Genomic DNA, 16,269 nt, shown 5'->3' with positions numbered 1-16,269 from the left:
GATCCGGTTAAACTAATAACCAAATCTACGAATTAACATTATTTAATATTTTAACCAGCGGTATAATTCTTTCCAACTTGGTTTTTTTCCATACATTAAAATTCCTATTCGGTATATCTTAGCAGCGAACCAAACTACCAATAAGAAGGTTCCAAACAACAACACAATCGAAGTTGCAATTTGCCATAAGGGCACTCCAAAAGGAATACGCATTAACATCACAATAGGTGAAGTAAGCGGAATCATGGAAAACGCTACAGCAATGGTACTATTAGGGTCGTTTACAACGCTAAAAAAACCTATATAAACACTCAACATCAAAGGCATGATAACAGGCAATAGAAATTGTTGCGAATCGGTTTGATTGTCAACAGCAGCTCCAATGGCTGCATAAAAAGAACTGTATAAAAAGTACCCACCAATGAAATATACCACAAAACCAATCAAAATACTAGCAATAGGCAAATTCCATAATTCTTTGATAAACAATTGCGCCGTTCCGGCAAATTCACTTTGAGTGTGCGCCACTATTTCGGCAGATACCGGCGGTGTAGCTCCAACATTTACTCCAAAAAACACCGATGTACTAAATAACAATGTTAATCCTATTATAACCCAAATGGTGAATTGTAAAATCCCAGCTAACGAGGTTCCAATAATTTTCCCAATCATCAACTGAAAAGGTTTTACCGAAGAAATAATAATCTCTATAATTCGATTTGTTTTTTCTTCAATTACAGAGCGCATCACCATATTTCCATAGATGATAATAAACATCATAATAAGATATCCAAAAGCGCCACCAATAGCAATTTTAGCTTCGTTCAATCCTTTTAAACCTTGCTCTCCAGAGGTTTTGGCAATATTAATATTGACATTAGCTTGGGCTTTTTTAATCGCTAAGGTATCTAAATGTGCATTTTCCAAATTGATTTTAGTGAGTTTTCTAGCCACAATATCCTGTGCGTTTTCTATAAAAGAAATACTTGGACTGGCATTAGAAACAAACTCAATTTTATCTTCTAATTCAGTTATATCATTGGTTTTAGGTATTAACAAAACGCCTTCGTAACCGTTATTAGTAATACTATCTTTTAAATACTGACTGTCTATTTGCGAAAGATCCAGGTATTTATAAGCGTTATCCTCTGAGTTTTGAGCCATAAACTCCTTTGCAAACAATCCTGTTTCATCATGAATAGCTACTCGTTTTACATCGGCTTTCATTGAACTCAAATAACCTACAAAAACTGCTATTCCTACAAACAACAACGGACTTAAAAAAGTCATTACAATAAAAGATTTGTTGCGTACTTTGGCAAAAAATTCTCTTTTTATAATTAGTGATATAATGCTCATACTTCGCAAATTTCAAATTTTAAAATCTCAAATCCCAACTGTTTGGAATTTGGAATTTCTTTGTTCTTTTTTTATTATTTAGTTACTGTTTGGATAAAAATATCATTTACAGTAGGGATTTTTTCTACAAAATGAGTGACTTGTCCGCGCTGGGTTAAAAGATGTAATAATTCATTAGGAACCTCATTTCCTAATTGAATTTCCAGTTTTAATTCATTATTTAAAGATTTAAAATAGGCTGGACTCACTGTAAACTTCTGGGTAATAGCATACATCAAACCTTCTACATTGTCCGTTAAAATACCCACTTCAAAACTATTGGTTTTATGTTCCCTCTTAACATCGTCTAATTTACCTTCAATCAATTTATTCGATTTGTGAATCAAAGCAATATGATCGCATAATTCCTCCACACTTTCCATTCGATGCGTAGAAAAGATGATGGTGGATCCTTGCTCTTTTAAGGCTAAAATTTCGTCTTTAATAACATTAGCATTTACAGGGTCAAAACCTGAAAATGGCTCATCAAAAATCAATAATTTAGGTTTATGCAGCACACAAACCACAAACTGTATTTTCTGTGCCATACCTTTAGAAAGTTCTTGGATTTTCTTATTCCACCATCCCTGAATTCCCAATCTGTCAAACCAATATTCCAGTTGTTTTTTAGCCTCGGCTTTAGACAAACCTTTCATTTGCGCCAAATACAAACATTGTTCGCCTACTTTCATACTTTGGTACAAACCTCTTTCTTCTGGGAGATAACCAATATATTGTACGTGTTTGGGCTGCAATTTTTCTCCATCCAAAATAACTTGACCGCTATCAGGCATGGTAATTTGATTGATGATTCGAATAAGGGAAGTTTTCCCGGCACCATTAGGACCTAAAAGCCCATAAATACTGCCTTTAGGAACAGACAAAGATACTTCGTTAAGCGCTACATAATCTCCGTATTGCTTCACTACTTTATTGACTTCTAATAAGGTATTCATGCTGATTTTTTGAATTTGCTTCTTCAATTAGGTCATTTTAACCTAGCGGTTGTAAAAGTAAATAATTACTACCTAAATCGATTATAATTGTTTCATAAAAAAACCCATTCGCCGCGACGAATGGGTTTCTAATTGTTTTTTCATACTTTCAAAAAAGCTTAAGAAAACATATCTTTCACTTTCTCAAAAAATGATTTATCTGACTTTTCAGGACTTGGAGAGAAATTATCATCTTCTAAATTTTTCTCAAAGAATTGTTTTTGTTCTTTATTCAAGGTTTTTGGTGTCCAAACATTTACATGAACTAACAAATCTCCGTTTCCATATCCATTGATACTTGGAATTCCTTTTCCTTTCAATCGAAGAATTTTTCCAGATTGAATTCCTTCTTCTAATTTTATTCTTACTTTACCATTGATAGCTTCAATATCTTTAGAGACACCTAAAACAGCTTCTGGGAAACTTACATATAAATCATAGTGCAAGTTCTCCCCTTCACGTTTTAAGAATTCATGCTCTAACTCTTCAATAGCCACAATTAAATCTCCTGGAATACTGTTTCCTGGCGCATCATTTCCTTTATTAGAAACTTTTAATTGCATCCCATCAACTACACCAGCAGGAATTTTAATAGAAACCGTTTCGTCTTCTACAATCATTCCTTGTGCATCGGCATTTGAAGGCTTTTTATCTAAAATTTGACCGGAACCTCCACAAGCAGGACAAGTTGTCGCAGATTGCATTCTACCCAAAATCGTATTCGTTACTCGCATCACCTGCCCTTGACCGTTACAAGTAGAACAAGTTTTATAAGATACGCCGGGAGCCTGAACTTTACGTTTTACCTTTACTTTTTTCTCAACGCCATTGGCAATTTCTTCCAAAGTTAATTTTACTTTGATACGCAAATTACTTCCTTTTGCTCGACGAACACCGCCTCGGCTTCCGCCTCCGCCAAATCCACCGAAACCACCTCCAAAAATATCACCAAATTGACTGAAGATATCATCCATATTCATGTGATGACCACCACCAAATCCGCCAGAACCATCAAAAGCTTGATGACCAAATTGATCATACTTTGCTTTTTTGTCAGGATCACCTAGAACTTCATAAGCCTCAGCTGCCTCCTTAAACTTTTCTTCTGCCGATTTGTCTCCAGGATTTTTGTCAGGATGAAACTCAATTGCTTTTTTTCTGTAGGCTTTCTTTATCGCCGCAGCATCAGCATTTTTAGAAACACCTAATATGTCGTAAAAATCTTTTTTCATTTGTCTTTGTTTTTTTGAACAGCATGGCTTTTGACCTTAACTGCAAAATCCTAATTTATTGCCCAATAACAACTTTTGGAAAACGAATAATTTTATCTCCCAATTTGTATCCTTTCTCAAGAACATCTACAATTTTACCTTTTAATTTAGGTGATGGAGCAGGAATTTGTGTAATAGCCTCAGCAAAATCAGCATCAAAAGCGTCACCAACTTTTACATCTACCAACTCTAATCCTTTAGAAGACAAAGTGCTTTTTAATTTCTCATGAATCAACTCAACACCTTTTGCCAATGTTTCATCTTCTGATTTTGCAATTTCAACAATAGCTCTGTCAAAATCATCCAAAACTGGTAACATTGCCAATAAAACTTCTTGATTGGCTGTTTTAAACAAATCAATACGCTCTTTTGAAGTTCTTCTTTTGTAGTTTTCAAATTCAGCAAATAATCGTAAATGTTTATCTTTTTCATTTGCTAAGTCTTGCGCTAATTGCTCTTCAACACTTAACTCCTCGGTAACTGCTTGCTCTTGGCTTGCTGTATTTTCCATAGTTACCTCATCCATTTCTTTATCGATTTCTGTATTCTCAGTACTCATATTTCCCTTATTTTTAAAAATATTCTTAAACTTCATTTTTACACTTTCCTTTGGATAGCAAAAGTACTGCCAAAGCTGACTAAATGTCAAATTGTCACTCTTTTTGCTAATCGTTATTTTTCTCGGCTCTTTTTTCCCGAATTAACTTTTTTTCAACCTTAAACAAAAAAATTAATAAATTTTTAAGACATAATTCAAATAGTTTCTATATGTTTGTTACTAGGTTCAAATTAATCTCTGATTTTTGATTTTAAACAAAGCCAAATCTTAGAGTTAATTTCAAAACAATTATTAATTCGCGATTATTTATATTAAAAAAAGCTTTGTCAAATTGACAAAGCTTTTTTTATATTTCGACTCAAACTAACGCTTTTTTTAGCCCTTCAAAATCCAAAGTTACCTGTTCGCCAGAAACTAAATTTTTAAGCGAATACCTATTGAAACTCATTTCTTCGCCACCAACCAGTACTGCAAAAGGAATATTACGCTTGTCAGCATGTTGAAATTGTTTTCCCACCTTAGCTTTATCCGGATACAATTCTACTTTTATGCCTTCGGCTCTTAACTTTTTTATAGCTTGTAATGCATAAAAAGCTTCTTCATCTCCATAATTAATAAATAAAGCCTTCGAACTTGCCGTTACCGTTTCTGGAAACAAGCCTAATTCTTCTATAACTAAATAAATGCGATCCAATCCAAAAGAGATTCCTACTCCACTCATGTTTTTCAAACCAAAGATTCCAGTCAAATCGTCGTATCTTCCGCCTCCGCCAATAGAACCCATAGCCACTCCTTTAGGTGCTGCCACTTCAAAAATAGCTCCTGTATAATAATTCAATCCTCGGGCTAAAGTCACATCTAAATCCAAAATAGCAGTTGACAATCCCAGTTTAGTTACATTATCGCAAATAAAACGCAATTCTTCTACTCCTTTCATTCCTTCTTCTGAAGTGGCTAACAAGCCTGAAAGTTGCTCCATTTTCTCCGAAATACTTCCCGAAAAAGAAAATAAGGGCTGCACTTTTACAATAGCCTCTTCAGTAATTCCTTTTTCAATCATTTCTTTTTTCACACCGTCTTCTCCAATTTTGTCTAACTTATCTAAAGCTACTGTAAAATCAATCAACTTATCCGAAGCGCCAATCACCTCAGCAATTCCAGACAATATTTTTCTATTATTGATTTTAACTGTAACTCCGTTCAAACCTAAAGCTGTAAAAACAGTATCATATAATTGCACCAATTCCACTTCTTGCCACAAAGACTTTGAACCTACGACATCGGCATCACATTGAAAAAATTCTCTAAAACGACCTTTTTGCGGACGATCGGCACGCCAAACTGGTTGGATTTGATATCTTTTAAAAGGAAATTCAATTTCATTTTGGTGTTGTACTACATAACGTGCAAAAGGAACGGTCAAATCATAACGCAATGCCTTTTCAGAAATACTTGACGTTAATTTTGTACTATCCTTAGCTTCTAAATGCGTTGCATTAGCCTTAGCCAAATAATCGCCAGAGTTCAAAATTTTAAAAATCAATCGATCGCCTTCTTCTCCATATTTACCCATTAAGGTTTCTGAATTTTCAAACGAAGGTGTTTCTATCGGTTGGAAACCAAATTTTTCAAAATTACTTTTTACGGTTTGGATAATATATTGACGTTTTGCCACCTCAGCTGGTGAAAAATCTCTTGTTCCTTTAGGAATGCTCGGTTTTGATGCCATTTTTAAAAGTTAGAAGTTAGAGGTTAGAAGTTAGAGGTTAAAATCTTACGGTACAACTACACCTAACTTTTAACGCCTAACTCCTATTTTCGACTGCAAATATCTTATTTTTAAAATAAATAACTGAACTTGAAAACAAACTTCTATCAAAAATTGTATTTTCGTATCAAACTAGCAAGATGAGCAATCTATTAAAGGAAAATATAAAAATCGCTTTTGGTTCTATCAAAACCCAAATTTTACGTACTATACTTACCATTTTAATTATTGCTATTGGTATTACAGCTTTAGTAGGAATCCTTACAGTAGTATCTGCTTTAGAAAACACTATTTCCTCTGATTTTGCTTCTATGGGTGCCAATACCTTCAATATAAATCGATACGAAAACACTATAAAAAGACATGGTGGAGAAGAACGCACCATTATTAATCCGATTATTTCTTATCCTGAAGCAGTAGCTTTTAAGGAAAAATATAATTTCCCACTATCACAAACTTCACTTTCATTTAAAGCAACTTCAACTGCCGAAGTAAAGTTTGAATCAGAAAAAACAGATCCTGAAATCTCAGTTATAGGTGTTGACGAATACTTTACCACTAACTCAGGATTGGAAACCAGTATGGGAAGAAATTTCAATAATTTTGACATCAGCAACAACAATTATGTTTGCATTGTAGGTTCTGATTTTCTAAAAGGAATTTTAAAAGATATCAACCCAATTAATAAAATCATCTCTATTCGTGGTGCTCGATTTAAAGTTATTGGTGTGTTAAAAGAAAAAGGATCTACTTTTGGCAACAGCCAAGATTTAAGAGTATTGATTCCCATTCAAGTAGCTCGTTCCCTTTTTACTGCCCCCAACATCAATTACAACTTAAGTGTAATGGTTAACAATAAAGATTTTCTTGATTTAGCTACCGATAACGCCATTAGCACCATGCGTAGCATTAGAAAATTAAGCCCTGTAGAAGACAATAATTTTGCCGTTGTTAGAAGTGATGACTTAATCAATCGAATACTAAGTATTACCCAATATTTAGGTTGGGCATCTTGGGTGATTGGAATCATTACCATCTTAGGCTCATCTATTGCCTTGATGAACATTATGATTGTTTCGGTTACAGAACGTACTCGCGAAATTGGCGTCAGAAAATCATTGGGAGCCAAACGTTCTACGGTTGCAATTCAATTTTTTATAGAAACTTTACTTATTGGGCAACTAGGAGGATTAGCCGGAATTGTTTTCGGAATTCTAATTGGTTATGGAATTGCCTCTGCTCTACACTTTGCCTTTATAATTCCGTGGATGGCAATTTTTGCCGCTTTTGCTACCAGTTTTGCAGTGGCCATCGTTTCAGGATTATATCCTGCCATCAAAGCTGCGATGCTTGATCCTATTGAAGCGTTGCGTTACGAGTAATTCAGGCTGCAGAAGGCCGTTTCTGAAGGTCGATTTTAGATTCAAATTTAAAAACACATGACAAAACAATTCTATAAAAATCTAGCAATTACGTTTTTCATTTCAACTTTTTGGTGCATATATGTTTTCTTTGACTACTATACAGACCACTCATTTTTATCAGGACTAACTTTAATGTATGACTTTTTTAGTTCTTCAATATTTATAATTGGATTATCGATTATAAATATTTTTTTAAGATTTTATTTTTTCAGAAATCTTAAAATAAAACATAATTTCTTTTACATCTTTTCTGGATTCACTAACACACTACTTTCCATTATATATTTAATATACATAGTAGTCTCCAATAACATTAAAGATTTTTTTTCTTCATTTGAAATAACTACATTTTATATCTGCTTAAATATAATTTTTGGTTTCATCATATTGTTTGATTTACACAAAAGTATCTTATTCCCAAAAATAAAAAACTGAATACTGAATACTGCCTACTGAATACTGCTTCTAGTCATCCGGTCATTCCCATAAATATCTTTTCGTAGTTCGATATTCTTGAAATTCATTTTTTCGAGTAAGACAATCATTTCATTTCCCAGATACTGATTGATTTCAAAAAATAATTGTCCGTTTGGGGAAAGATTTTTTTGAGCTAATTCAGCTATTTTTTTATAAAAGACTAATGCATTGTCGTCTTCTACAAAAAGCGCCAAATGTGGTTCGTTATCCAAAACGTTTTTCTTAATTTCTTTTTTTTCTAAATTTCTAACATAAGGCGGATTAGAAACAATAATATCAAATTCCTGTTCTAAATCTGTTGTTTCTAATATATTTCTGTGGATAAAAGTGACATTTACATTATTATTGACAGCATTTTTTTGGGCTGTAGCCAAAGCTTTTTCAGAAACATCAATAGCAAAAACCTGAGCATTCGGAATGTTTTTGGCCAGCGAAATCGCAATACAACCACTTCCTGTACCAATATCCAAAATCCGAATTGGATTTGCAGATTTAATTATTTGGCTATTTAAAACAATCCAATCTACTAACTCTTCCGTTTCTGGTCTTGGAATCAAAACATTTTCGTTTACTTCAAATTCCAATCCGTAAAAATGTGTTTTCCCAAGCAAATACTGAACTGGAATTTCTAATTTTAATTGTTCTAAAATTGAATCCCATAGTTGTATCTCTTCATCAGTAAAAGCCAAATCTGGCTGTAACGCCAAATCAATTCGTTTCAATTGCTTTTTATCTTCTAAAACCAAATAGAAAAAACTTTCGGCCTCGCCAGAATCATAAATAGGCGAAAGCGTTTGAATAAATTGACTCCTGTATTGTTTGATTTGCATGGTTTCTACTAAAATTTAAAAAAGCAAAAATAGAAATACTTTATTGTTATTTTTAGCGGTTTCAAGACTAAATACTGAATCCTAGATAAATTACCTTAATTATCACAAATTATGAGGATTTGATTTACTGATACAAATTGAATACATTAAATCCTTTTCCCTTTTGTGTTAATTGATGCAATAAGTGTCTGCTTTTTTAAGTTTTTATACTAAATCCTAAACCCAAAAATAACTATTTTTGCCCTGTGAAGACACATGAAAAATACCTAGCGCGCTGTATTCAACTGGCCAAAAATGGCTTAGGAACTACCTATCCTAACCCGATGGTTGGGAGCGTAATTGTTTATGAAGATCAAATTATTGGTGAAGGTTGGCATAAAAAAGCTGGAGAACCGCATGCCGAGGTAAATGCGGTAAATTCAGTAAAAGACAAATCCTTATTACAAAAAGCAACTATTTATGTGAGCCTAGAGCCTTGCAGTCATTTTGGAAAAACACCGCCTTGTTGTGATTTAATAATAAAAAATAAAATTCCAAATATCGTTATAGGAACTGTGGATCCTAACGAAAAAGTAGCTGGAAATGGTATCAAAAAACTCCTTGAAGCAGGAATTAATGTTACTGTAGGTGTCTTAGAAGAAGAATGTAACGCACTCAACAAACGTTTTTTTAGCTTTCACCAAAAAAGAAGACCTTATATTATTTTAAAATGGGCCGAAAGTCAAGACGGATTTATTGCTCCAGTGGAAAGAAACGAAAACAAACCCGTTTGGATTAGCAATCCGTATTCGAGACAATTGGTTCACAAATGGCGAAGTGAAGAACAAGCTATTCTGGTAGGAACACAAACCGCAATTGATGACAATCCAAAATTAGATGTTCGTGATTGGGCTGGGAAATCGCCAGTAAGAATCGTTTTAGACCAAAACAATCGCATTCCCCAAGAGAACCACCTATTAGACAAGCAACACAAAACAATTGTTTTTTGCCAATCAAACACAAATTCAAACCAAGAAAATCTTATCTTTGAAGTAATTGATTTTAAACAAGCTATCATTCCCCAGATTTTAAAAATTTTATTTAAACATCAAATTCAATCTGTAATTATTGAGGGTGGTCGTCAAACGTTACAAACTTTTATTGACGAAAACCTTTGGGACGAAGCACGAATTTTTAGAGGTAAAACCACCTTTGAAACCGGAATAAAAGCACCTATTATACAAGCAAAAAAAAACCAAAAACAGTTTATCCTTGAAGACAAACTTTTAATTCTTACAAACCATGATTAATGCTATCATTTTTGATTTTGGAGACATCTTCATCAACCTGGACAAAAAAACCACAATGGATGGTTTTAAAAATTTAGGCTTAAAAGAATGGAATGAAGATTTAGACCAATTGAATATTCAATTTGAAAAAGGACTCATATCTAAAGAAGATTTTTTAGGCGGATTTCAAAAACACATGCCTAATGCTTCTATTGATGAAATTCTAGAAGTATGGAATATCATTTTAGCTGATTTTCCTTTATACCGCTTGGAATTTTTACAAATGTTATCTCAAAAATACCGCTTGTTTCTATTAAGCAACACCGATTCAATACACATTAACACCTTCGAACAAAAAGTAGGCCCTTCTTTTTATAGTGATTTTTACCAATGTTTTGAAAAAGTGTATTTTTCTTTCGAAATGGGTATGCGCAAACCTGATGCCGAAATCTACCTTACGCTATTAAACAATCACCAGCTACAGGCAAAAAACACCTTATTTGTAGACGACAAAAAAGACAATACCGATGCCGCAAAAGCTTTAGGCATCCATGTTTGGAATTTACAAGTAGGAAAAGAAGATGTGGTAGACTTATTTGAAAAAGACATTCTTTAAAGAGATAGCAATTTCAATGTCAATTTTTTACTATTGAATTTTGACATTGAAATTGGCATTAAAAATGAAAGACACCTACAACAGTATTGCATTTCCATCTGAAGAAATTCTTTTTAAAGAAAAAGGAAGTAAATTCTTTGGCTACGCCTTTCCCATAACTTCTGAGGAAGAAGTAAAGCCAATTATTGATGTTTTAAGAAAAAAACATCCTACTGCCTGCCACTATTGTTATGCTTACCAAATTGGCACCGAAAAAATCAATTATCGAGCCAATGACGATGGAGAACCCAGCAATTCAGCAGGAATGCCTATTTATGGACAAATTCAATCATTTTCAGCGACCAATATCTTACTAGTTATCGTTCGTATTTTTGGCGGAACCAAATTAGGTGTTGGCGGATTAATTACCGCTTACAAAACAGCAGCTCAACTAACCTTAGAAAATTGTTCTATTGTAGAAAAAACCATCGACATTCATTATTTAATTTCTTTTGATTATAAAAACATGAACAAAGTGATGCGCATTATCAAAGAAAAAAACTTAGCTATTGTACATCAAAAAATGGAAATGAGCTGCGAAATTGAAATTAAAACCCGAAAAAAAAATGCCGAACAAATATTCGACATTTTTAATTCTTTATATGAAATTGACATCAAAACAAAAGAGTAATATTTTAAATTCAAAAATAAAAACGAAAAAACAAACTCTAATAAATTTCGAAATCATCAAATTTAACAGTCTAATTTCTGCTTGATTTTAAAGAAAAACAAATATCAAATCCCTAGATTTTTATATTCGTAAAAGTTGCGTTTTTACATAATCTGGAGCAGCCATCGGACGCCCCGTTTTCATGTTTACAAAGACCAAAATTGAGTTGCCAATTGTTAATAACTCATTCTGTTCATTATAAATTTCATAATCGAATTCAATCTTAGCCGAAGTCTGACTTTTAAAAATTGTTTTTACCCTCAATAAATCATCATATCGAGCTGGTTTTTTATAATTCATAGTCAAAGAAACCACTGGAAGCATTACTCCATTTTCTTCCATCCATTTATAAGAAATCCCAATATTTCTAAGCCATTCCACGCGTCCCATCTCAAAATACTGAGCATAATTCCCATGATAAACCACTCCCATTTGATCTGTTTCTGAATACCTTACCCTAACATTAAACTCGAATGTTTTCATTTTAAAACTGTATTATTTTATATATTTTTTTGAAATCCTTTTCCTCTTACTTACAACAATATTTCTACAAAATCAACCCCTATAAATTTTTTTTTAACGAAAATTGTTCACATATTTGTTACCCCGATAAATAACAACTTTTTTTGTTGTTATTTACTTCAAACAACCGAATACAAAATATAATAATTTAACAGAATTTATGAACAAAACTGCTCAATCAGTATGGGATAACTGTTTGTCTTTTATAAAAGACAATATTCAAGACCAAGCATACAAAACTTGGTTTGAACCTATCAAGTCAGTTGAACTTACCGATAATGCATTGTATATTCAGGTTCCTAGTAAATTTTTCTACGAATGGTTAGAAGAACATTACGTTAAATTATTAAAGGTTGCCTTAACTAAAGAACTTGGTAAAAACGCAAAGTTACTTTATAAAATCAAAATGGAAAACACTTACGGCAACAAACAACCGTTTACGGAACAATTGCCAAGTGCGAACCGCTCTCCAATGAAACCACAAAATGTGGATGCCCCTTTAAAAAATCTAGACCCAGAATTAAAAAATCCTTTTGTGATTCCTGGAATTAGAAACTTAAAGATTGAATCGCAACTGAATGCTAATTATAGTTTTGACAATTTCCTTGAAGGAGATTCTAACAGACTAGCGCGTTCGGCTGGTATGGCTGTTGCCAATAAACCGGGTGGAACTTCATTCAATCCATTATTAATCTTCGGAGGTGTTGGATTAGGGAAAACGCATTTAGCACACGCTATTGGAGTTGAAATTAAAGATAAATATCCTGAAAAGACCGTTTTATATATTTCTGCTGAAATTTTCACGCAACAATATATTGACTCGGTAAAGAAAAACAATAGAAATGATTTTATTCATTTCTACCAATTAATCGATGTTTTAATCATTGATGACGTGCAATTCTTATCTGGAAAATCAGGAACACAAGACGTATTTTTCCATATTTTCAATTATTTGCACCAAAACGGGAAACAAGTTATCTTGACTTCTGACAAAGCACCAGTTGACATGCAAGATATTGAGCAGCGCTTACTATCTCGTTTCAAATGGGGACTTTCTGCTGAATTGCACCAACCTGATTACGAAACTCGAATTTCTATCTTAAAAAACATTTTGTACCGTGATGGTGTTGAAATGCCTGATGAAATTATTGAATATGTAGCGCGCAACATCAAATCGAATGTTCGCGAACTAGAAGGAGCTATCATTTCATTAATTGCTCAATCTTCTTTCAACAAAAAAGAAGTAACAATTGAGTTAGCGAAAAGTGTTGTTGAGAAATTTGTTAAAAATGTAAAACGCGAAATTTCGATTGATTATATCCAAAAAATTGTTTCGGATTATTTCCAATTGGACATCGAAACATTACAATCTAAAACAAGAAAAAGACACGTAGTACAAGCCAGACAATTAGCGATGTTTTTTGCTAAGAAGTTCACTAAGTCATCTCTTGCTAACATTGGTTCTCAAATAGGTGATCGCGACCACGCAACAGTATTACACGCTTGTAAAACAGTAGATAATCTAGTTGCTACTGACAAACAATTTAAAAAGTTTGTCGAAGACATCCACAAGAAACTAACGCTATAAAAAGCTTATGTCTGTCAAAATTTTAATGGTTTGTTTAGGCAATATTTGTCGGTCTCCATTGGCCGAAGGAATTTTAGCTTCCAAACTACCAAAAGACAAATTCTTTGTCGATTCTGCTGGTACAGGTGCATGGCACTCAGGAAATCAACCCGACGCTCGTTCTATTGCCGTTGCCAAAAAACACCAATTAGACATTTCCACTCAAAGAGCCAGATTATTCAAAGTAGAGGATTTCGAAACTTTTGATTACATCTATGTGATGGACAAATCCAACTTTAGAGACGTAATCCGTTTAGCTAAAAATGATGAGCATAAAGAAAAAGTTGAAATCATTCTGAACGAATTGTATCCAGACGAAAATGTCGATGTTCCAGATCCTTATTACGGCATTGCCAATGGATTTGAAATGGTATATCAAATGCTGGATGAAGCCTGCGAAATCATCGCTACCAAACTAAAAGCCAATCACGGCTAACTCTAAAAACATTACAATGAAATCAAACACTCCTCTTGGAAAACTCTATTTAATCCCAACCACAATGGGAGAATGCGACCCAATGGATGTTTTGCCACAAACTGTAAAAAGAACCATTGATTTTATTGACTATTATATTGTTGAAAACAAAAAAACAGCTCGGAAATCAATCAAAGGAGTCAATCCTGAGAAAAAACAAGCTGATTTAGTACTTTTTGCTTTAAACAAACATACGGAAGCCAAAGAACATTTAGACTTCATCAAACCTTTGCTAGAGGGTAAAAATGTAGGTTTAATGAGCGAAGCAGGTTGTCCTGGTGTTGCCGATCCTGGTGCTGTAATTGTAAAATTAGCACACGAAAGAGGCATTCAAGTAATTCCATTAGTAGGACCTTCTTCTATTTTATTAGCTATGATGGCTTCGGGAATGAACGGACAAAGTTTTACGTTCCACGGTTATTTACCTATAGAAAAAGACGAAAAAAGAGCGAGTTTCAAAAGCCTAGAAAGAACTTCTTTCGAGAAAAATCAATCACAAATTTTCATTGAAACACCTTATCGCAACAATAAATTACTGGAAGATTTAATTCAGACGTTACATCCTGAAACCCATTTGTGTATCGCCACCGATATTACCTTGCCAACGGAATACATCAAAACCAAGAAAATTTCCGCTTGGAAAAAAGAAAATGTAGACCTACACAAACGTCCTACTATTTTTATTATTCATAAAATGTAGTTTTCTTGTTCATTTGTAAGTTTATAAAATTCAAACTATTAAGAACTTAAGCCTCATTAAGTTTTCTTTCTTCGAAAGAGAAGCTTATGTGACTTTTATGGTAAAAAAACTAAAAAGAAAACCTTCCTCCTGCTTCTTTCATCTTTATTCTTTACTCTTTCTTCTATTTTCTTTTTCCACAACTCAAGTCCTTTGCTTACTTTTAGCCTTTCTAAAAAGAAAAGTATGTCTAAACTCCCCAATAGTACAACCAGTATTTTTACAGTCATGTCGAAAATGGCTGCAGAACACAATGCCATCAATTTATCTCAAGGGTTTCCTAATTTCCCTGTGGATGAAAAACTGACCGAAATTGTAGCTAAATTGGCTCAAGAAGACATTCATCAATACACCCCTATGGCAGGCTATCCGCCATTAATGAATAAAATTACCACACTGGTTGCCCATTCGTACCAAAGAACAATTCAGTCTGAAACCGAGATTTTGGTCACTACCGGAGCCACTCAGGGAATTTTCAGCAGTGTTCAGGCTTTAGTGGGCAATGGAGACGAAGTCATAATTTTAGATCCCAGTTACGACTCTTACGAACCTAATGTTTTATTATCAAATGGAACTCCTGTTCGGATTGCATTAAACGATGATTACACCCCCAATTGGGAAATCATCGAAGCGGCTTGTTCGGAGAAAACCAAAATGATTATCATCAATAATCCACACAATCCAACAGGAAAAATTCTAACCGAATCGGATTTTGAAGCCTTAGAAAAACTACTGGAAAAATTCTCAAATATCATTTTGCTGTCTGACGAGGTATATGAATACATCACTTTCGAACAAAAACACATTTCTGTACACACCAAACCATTGCTTCGCAACCGGGCCGTTGTGATTTCTTCTTTTGGAAAAACCTTTCACATTACGGGGTGGAAAATTGGTTATGTAGTCGCTCCAGAACATTTAATGACAGAAATTAAAAAAGTACATCAATTTCTGGTTTTCAGTGTCAACAGTCTTTCGCAAGCAGCTATTAGCGAATATTTAGATATCGTTTCCGTTGATAGCATTGGTGATTTCTTCCAACAAAAAAGAGATTATTTCAGACAGTTACTTGGCAAAAGCCGATTCAAATTATTACCTTGTGAAGGGACTTATTTTCAAGTCGTTTCTTATGAAACAATTTCAAACGAAAACGATGTTGACTTTTGTAAACGCCTAATCACTGAACACGGTGTAGCCGCCATTCCTATTTCTAATTTTTATGAAAACGGCAAAGATTTGCATTTAATACGTTTTTGTTTTGCCAAAGACAATGCTACTTTAGAAGAAGCTGCTAAGAGACTTTCTGCAATTTAGACAAACTACTCAGGGCAAACGTCCTAATTTTAGAAATAAAAAAACAACCACAAATTACACGAAACAACACAAATTTGAATGTTATTTTATTACACGAATCTGCTAAAAGCAGATATAAATTGGTGTAATTTATTTTTAGAATCACTATTTTTTTTGTGCAAATTAGTGACATTCGTGGCAAAAAAAAACTCATACGTTTGCCTTAAAAAACTACTTAGCTAAAATTATAATCAAAACCCAATTACAACAAATATCCGATTTCGTATATTTACAATAA

The 16,269-nt window shown here is 33.5% G+C and carries 15 protein-coding genes; 8 read left to right on the top strand and 7 right to left on the bottom strand.

The window, feature by feature from the left end; translation table 11 throughout:
- Positions 1-42 precede the first annotated feature (42 nt).
- From AC4FRF_RS11965 to hisS, 5 genes are all read right to left on the bottom strand, one after another.
- On the bottom strand, positions 43-1,359 hold the full coding sequence (locus AC4FRF_RS11965) for an ABC transporter permease (protein WP_491159782.1): 1,317 nt from the start codon (positions 1,357-1,359) through the stop codon (positions 43-45).
- A gap of 74 nt (positions 1,360-1,433) precedes the next feature.
- Positions 1,434-2,354 carry an ABC transporter ATP-binding protein gene (locus AC4FRF_RS11960; RefSeq protein WP_491159781.1) on the bottom strand — a complete coding sequence of 307 codons (921 nt, stop codon included), beginning with the start codon at positions 2,352-2,354 and terminating at the stop codon, positions 1,434-1,436.
- Positions 2,355-2,512: 158 nt separating this feature from the next.
- Complete coding sequence (gene dnaJ / locus AC4FRF_RS11955) at positions 2,513-3,625, bottom strand: molecular chaperone DnaJ (protein WP_491159780.1); 1,113 nt, start codon at positions 3,623-3,625, stop codon at positions 2,513-2,515.
- Positions 3,626-3,680: 55 nt separating this feature from the next.
- A complete protein-coding gene (locus AC4FRF_RS11950; RefSeq protein WP_491159779.1) occupies positions 3,681-4,259 on the bottom strand; it encodes a nucleotide exchange factor GrpE in 579 nt (192 codons plus the stop codon).
- 322 nt (positions 4,260-4,581) lie between these two features.
- Complete coding sequence (gene hisS / locus AC4FRF_RS11945) at positions 4,582-5,952, bottom strand: histidine--tRNA ligase (protein ID WP_491159778.1); 1,371 nt, start codon at positions 5,950-5,952, stop codon at positions 4,582-4,584.
- 179 nt (positions 5,953-6,131) lie between these two features.
- On the opposite strand from hisS, the gene AC4FRF_RS11940 reads away from it, so the two are divergent.
- Positions 6,132-7,373 carry an ABC transporter permease gene (locus AC4FRF_RS11940; RefSeq protein ID WP_491159777.1) on the top strand — a complete coding sequence of 414 codons (1,242 nt, stop codon included), beginning with the start codon at positions 6,132-6,134 and terminating at the stop codon, positions 7,371-7,373.
- A gap of 491 nt (positions 7,374-7,864) precedes the next feature.
- On the opposite strand, the gene prmC is transcribed toward AC4FRF_RS11940, so the two are convergent.
- A complete protein-coding gene (prmC, locus tag AC4FRF_RS11935) occupies positions 7,865-8,722 on the bottom strand; it encodes a peptide chain release factor N(5)-glutamine methyltransferase (RefSeq protein WP_491159776.1) in 858 nt (285 codons plus the stop codon).
- 245 nt (positions 8,723-8,967) lie between these two features.
- Between prmC and ribD the strand changes: the two genes are divergently transcribed.
- The 3 genes from ribD (at position 8,968) to AC4FRF_RS11920 (ending at position 11,276) form a co-directional block, all read left to right on the top strand.
- Positions 8,968-10,011 carry a bifunctional diaminohydroxyphosphoribosylaminopyrimidine deaminase/5-amino-6-(5-phosphoribosylamino)uracil reductase RibD gene (ribD, locus tag AC4FRF_RS11930; protein ID WP_491159775.1) on the top strand — a complete coding sequence of 348 codons (1,044 nt, stop codon included), beginning with the start codon at positions 8,968-8,970 and terminating at the stop codon, positions 10,009-10,011.
- On the top strand, positions 10,004-10,606 hold the full coding sequence (locus tag AC4FRF_RS11925; RefSeq protein WP_491159774.1) for an HAD family hydrolase: 603 nt from the start codon (positions 10,004-10,006) through the stop codon (positions 10,604-10,606). The genes ribD and AC4FRF_RS11925 overlap by 8 nt, the downstream gene beginning before the upstream one ends.
- A gap of 64 nt (positions 10,607-10,670) precedes the next feature.
- Positions 10,671-11,276, top strand: a complete 606-nt coding sequence (locus AC4FRF_RS11920; protein ID WP_491159773.1) for an IMPACT family protein — start codon at positions 10,671-10,673, stop codon at positions 11,274-11,276.
- 120 nt (positions 11,277-11,396) lie between these two features.
- Here the strand turns inward: AC4FRF_RS11920 and AC4FRF_RS11915 are convergent, their stop codons facing one another.
- Positions 11,397-11,798, bottom strand: a complete 402-nt coding sequence (locus tag AC4FRF_RS11915) for an acyl-CoA thioesterase (protein WP_491159772.1) — start codon at positions 11,796-11,798, stop codon at positions 11,397-11,399.
- 199 nt (positions 11,799-11,997) lie between these two features.
- On the opposite strand from AC4FRF_RS11915, the gene dnaA reads away from it, so the two are divergent.
- The 4 genes from dnaA (at position 11,998) to AC4FRF_RS11895 (ending at position 15,992) form a co-directional block, all read left to right on the top strand.
- Entirely contained in the window at positions 11,998-13,425 is a 1,428-nt protein-coding gene (dnaA, locus tag AC4FRF_RS11910) for a chromosomal replication initiator protein DnaA (protein WP_373405347.1), read from the top strand.
- Positions 13,426-13,432: 7 nt separating this feature from the next.
- Positions 13,433-13,900: a low molecular weight protein-tyrosine-phosphatase gene (locus AC4FRF_RS11905; protein ID WP_491159771.1), complete on the top strand. Its 468-nt coding sequence runs from the start codon at positions 13,433-13,435 to the stop codon at positions 13,898-13,900.
- Between the two features lie 16 nt (positions 13,901-13,916).
- The gene (locus AC4FRF_RS11900) at positions 13,917-14,639 is read left to right on the top strand and encodes an SAM-dependent methyltransferase (RefSeq protein ID WP_491159770.1); all 723 of its coding nucleotides are present in this window, start codon (positions 13,917-13,919) and stop codon (positions 14,637-14,639) included.
- A 225-nt stretch (positions 14,640-14,864) separates the two neighbouring features.
- On the top strand, positions 14,865-15,992 hold the full coding sequence (locus AC4FRF_RS11895; protein ID WP_491159769.1) for a methionine aminotransferase: 1,128 nt from the start codon (positions 14,865-14,867) through the stop codon (positions 15,990-15,992).
- Positions 15,993-16,269: the final 277 nt, after the last annotated feature.

Source organism: Flavobacterium sp. ST-158, from assembly GCF_058309975.1.
Note: the sequence above shows the minus strand (reverse complement) of the source record. Positions and strands in the feature narration are given on the sequence as shown.

What these genes read in the sequence shown, in the direction of transcription:
- AC4FRF_RS11940 (WP_491159777.1), top strand. Translation starts at nt 6,132, where the DNA reads ATGAGCAATCTATTAAAGGAAAATATAAAAATCGCTTTTGGTTCTATC.
- AC4FRF_RS11905 (WP_491159771.1), top strand. Translation starts at nt 13,433, where the DNA reads ATGTCTGTCAAAATTTTAATGGTTTGTTTAGGCAATATTTGTCGGTCT.
- prmC (WP_491159776.1), bottom strand. Translation starts at nt 8,722, where the DNA reads ATGCAAATCAAACAATACAGGAGTCAATTTATTCAAACGCTTTCGCCT.
- AC4FRF_RS11965 (WP_491159782.1), bottom strand. Translation starts at nt 1,359, where the DNA reads ATGAGCATTATATCACTAATTATAAAAAGAGAATTTTTTGCCAAAGTA.
- hisS (WP_491159778.1), bottom strand. Translation starts at nt 5,952, where the DNA reads ATGGCATCAAAACCGAGCATTCCTAAAGGAACAAGAGATTTTTCACCA.
- AC4FRF_RS11895 (WP_491159769.1), top strand. Translation starts at nt 14,865, where the DNA reads ATGTCTAAACTCCCCAATAGTACAACCAGTATTTTTACAGTCATGTCG.
- dnaJ (WP_491159780.1), bottom strand. Translation starts at nt 3,625, where the DNA reads ATGAAAAAAGATTTTTACGACATATTAGGTGTTTCTAAAAATGCTGAT.
- dnaA (WP_373405347.1), top strand. Translation starts at nt 11,998, where the DNA reads ATGAACAAAACTGCTCAATCAGTATGGGATAACTGTTTGTCTTTTATA.
- AC4FRF_RS11920 (WP_491159773.1), top strand. Translation starts at nt 10,671, where the DNA reads ATGAAAGACACCTACAACAGTATTGCATTTCCATCTGAAGAAATTCTT.
- AC4FRF_RS11950 (WP_491159779.1), bottom strand. Translation starts at nt 4,259, where the DNA reads ATGAAGTTTAAGAATATTTTTAAAAATAAGGGAAATATGAGTACTGAG.
- AC4FRF_RS11900 (WP_491159770.1), top strand. Translation starts at nt 13,917, where the DNA reads ATGAAATCAAACACTCCTCTTGGAAAACTCTATTTAATCCCAACCACA.
- AC4FRF_RS11960 (WP_491159781.1), bottom strand. Translation starts at nt 2,354, where the DNA reads ATGAATACCTTATTAGAAGTCAATAAAGTAGTGAAGCAATACGGAGAT.
- AC4FRF_RS11925 (WP_491159774.1), top strand. Translation starts at nt 10,004, where the DNA reads ATGATTAATGCTATCATTTTTGATTTTGGAGACATCTTCATCAACCTG.
- AC4FRF_RS11915 (WP_491159772.1), bottom strand. Translation starts at nt 11,798, where the DNA reads ATGAAAACATTCGAGTTTAATGTTAGGGTAAGGTATTCAGAAACAGAT.